The following is a 2,932-nucleotide window of genomic DNA, read 5'->3' on the forward strand; positions in this document are numbered from 1 at the left end:
ACCAGCTGATTTTCATCAGGCGTTTGCGATACACTTCAGCGGTGGCTTCAACGATAGTCATTAAGTGTTTTGGCAGTACATCACCCCGACAGTATTGTTGTGTGAGTAATGTGCCTTTGTATAAGCGGTGCCAGCGCTCAAGCACCTCTTTCATACTCCATTGCTTGGCTTTTTCTTCATCAATAAATAACACCACATGATAATGATTACTCATTACCGCATAAGCACAAACGTCAATGGCAAACACTTGGCTGAGAAAGTGTAACTTCTCTTCTATCCATTCTCGGCGGTGCTCAAAGCTTTTTCCGGATAAGGTATCTTCACCGCATAAAAAAGCGCGTCGAACACAACGCGCCACACAATGATAATACGGGGTGTCTTCTAAACTAATTTGCTGCTTCCTTGGCGTAGCCATAACTCACCTGAGATAATGTTGTGGGATTTTCTTAGTTTAGTTCAGTGTTCAGTAATTTCAATTTAGAATGGGTGTCTAGTTAATTTTTTTAGTTAATTTTTTAATTTAGAATGGGTGTCTAGTTAATTTTTTGCCAGAGAGCTTAGAGCACCTGCTGCCTTGGAACATCAAGCAAGGCTAGACGGCTTTCCCCATACGCTTACTTTCAATTTAGAATGGGTGTCCTGTTAAATTTTTGATAACAAACCATAGCTCGAATATATGTTAGTACAGTTTATGTTAGTACAGTTTGCTTTAAGCAAGCGAAAGCGCCTATCATCATGAACAAAAGTATGAAAAGAGTAATGCTCTGTAATCAAAAACATAAGCCCGTTTTGTTATGTTTTCGTATTCACTTGGGTTGACATCAAGGAAGCGTCTATATATGTCCTGTTAAGTTGTTTTTAAAGGTTTCATTTATTAGAGTTGTCTTTTAACCAATCTAACACTTTTTGCTTATAAATTTCAGATTTACTTCCTTTTTTGAATGAGTGTTCATGCTTCTTAATTATTTTAAAGATATCATTTCCGTAATTATCTTTTTTATTATAATTTGCACCCGCTTTGAGTAATTCTAAAACCATATCGTAGCGAGCAAAACTAGCAGCAGTTAAAATAACTGAAATACCATAAGAATCTGTAAAATTAATATCACAGCCATTTTTTATTAATACCTTGAAGCAGTTAGGTATTCCTGACTCAATATCCATATTAATCGTTTTAAATATGGGGGATGCTTTTGCATAACCTGCTTTTAAATCTGGATTCCCTCCTCCTTGTATTGCTATATCAAGAAAATCACAATCTTTCATTTGAGCAGCCCAATGCAAGACTGTACCTCCATCATCAAATAATATGTTAGGATCTGCGCCATGTTTAATTAATGCGCTAAACCCTTGTTTACTTTGTAATGCAAAAAACAAAGGTGTGCCATTTATTTTTCCACGCGTATTAACATCAACACCTTTTGCAATTAACTTTTCAATTTCCTTAACACTACCCTTCGAGGCTGACTTTGCCAAGGCCAGTGCATTAGGGTCTTCAAAAACCTCTTCAATATCCATATAAGCAAGCAACTTGCCCCCTGCTTGGCTATTAGAACTTGCGTTAACTGAAGAGCAGCTAACCAACAGCATAGACATCAACGATAAAATTAATATTTTCATAAACTACCACCGTCTTAACATGATGTTCCCATAGCCGCACATACATTTGGCATAGTATGAGGCCCAGCATGCCCTAAATTAATTTGTGTTCCTGGTACACTAGCTCCTGAAAAAGCATTTATAGCTCTAATACCATCATACCCACTATAGTAATGAGTAATGGAGCCATTATTTCTAGAAAAGCTTCCAATTGTGCTATTCCTAATTCCTGCCGCATTGAATACAGTTGCACTTCCTCCAGTCACAATTGCTGCTGCCGATGCCAAACCTCCACCTAAAGAATGTCCTGTAAAGTGCACATTACCACCAAATCTAGTATTCATTCTACCTGCAAGACCAATAGCAGAGCTGTATTGAGCAGAGTCTAAACCTAGTCCTTGTAATAAATTTGCTTTCATATCGGTAAGGAAACCGCTAAAGCTGCTAGTATCAGTACCTGCAAAAGCTACAACATTATTTCCTCCTTGATCCACAAATAATCCTGCTCTTAAACCATTTTCTTCAGCAATAATTTCTTTCAGCTCATAACCTGCCACAGTATCACCAACCTGCGCTCCATTTCCATCATCATAGATAGACTCACTTAGCTCAGCATAAGCCGCATCTTTGGCGTTAACTTTACCTGAATTCAATCCAGCAGAGAGAGCAGCAGCGAAAGCTGCACTATAAGCGCCATTTGCAAATTTACCACCGGTTATTTTTGAGATTGTCCCTCCGACTGCGGTTGCTACAAGAGTCTTACCTATAGCACTTTTTATTCCCCTAGTTGCACCTCCCATTGCAGCACCAATCCCAGCAGCCCAGAATCCATGTCCAAACTTTCCTCCTTGCAATTTAGAGGATATTCCACCAATAACAGCACTAGCAACTACATTACCAACACTACCACCTCCTGGCATAATTGCTGCGGCAATTCCAGCTGTAAATGCAGACTTAAGACTACCTGTAACTGCATAAGTTGACATTGCGCTATAAGCAACCAAACATGCTTGACAGTACACAGCTAACACAACGGTAACAACTGCGTTAAGAATTGGTATTGAGGCTATTTTTCTTAGTAAGCTCTTAAAAAAGAAACCACTAGGATCTGTCATTGATAAAGGATTATTTAATACATATGAATATCGATTATACGACTGCGAATTCATCAAATTTAATAATGACACTCAATCTAAATAATAAAATCACATAGCACTGATATTTCTCTGTTGTTGCCATAAATAAGCTTCACGATTGGCTATTAGCAACGGAAGATTATTAGTTTTCTCTTAAACGACACCAAAAAACCAACTTTTTGGCAAGTCTCATCCTC

At 38.1% G+C, this 2,932-nt stretch carries 2 protein-coding genes and 1 pseudogene; all 3 read right to left on the reverse strand.

The window, feature by feature from the left end; translation table 11 throughout:
- Positions 1-415 (reverse strand): annotated as a pseudogene (locus tag B6A32_RS19055) (transposase); the annotation flags it as partial.
- 452 nt (positions 416-867) lie between these two features.
- Positions 868-1,620, reverse strand: coding sequence for an ankyrin repeat domain-containing protein (locus B6A32_RS19060; protein ID WP_085306499.1), 753 nt, complete (start codon positions 1,618-1,620; stop codon positions 868-870).
- 14 nt (positions 1,621-1,634) lie between these two features.
- A complete protein-coding gene (locus B6A32_RS19530) occupies positions 1,635-2,786 on the reverse strand; it encodes an RHS repeat-associated core domain-containing protein (RefSeq protein WP_143327934.1) in 1,152 nt (383 codons plus the stop codon).
- Positions 2,787-2,932: the final 146 nt, after the last annotated feature.

This window comes from Colwellia polaris, from assembly GCF_002104515.1.
In the GTDB taxonomy this organism is placed as follows: domain Bacteria; phylum Pseudomonadota; class Gammaproteobacteria; order Enterobacterales; family Alteromonadaceae; genus Cognaticolwellia; species Cognaticolwellia polaris.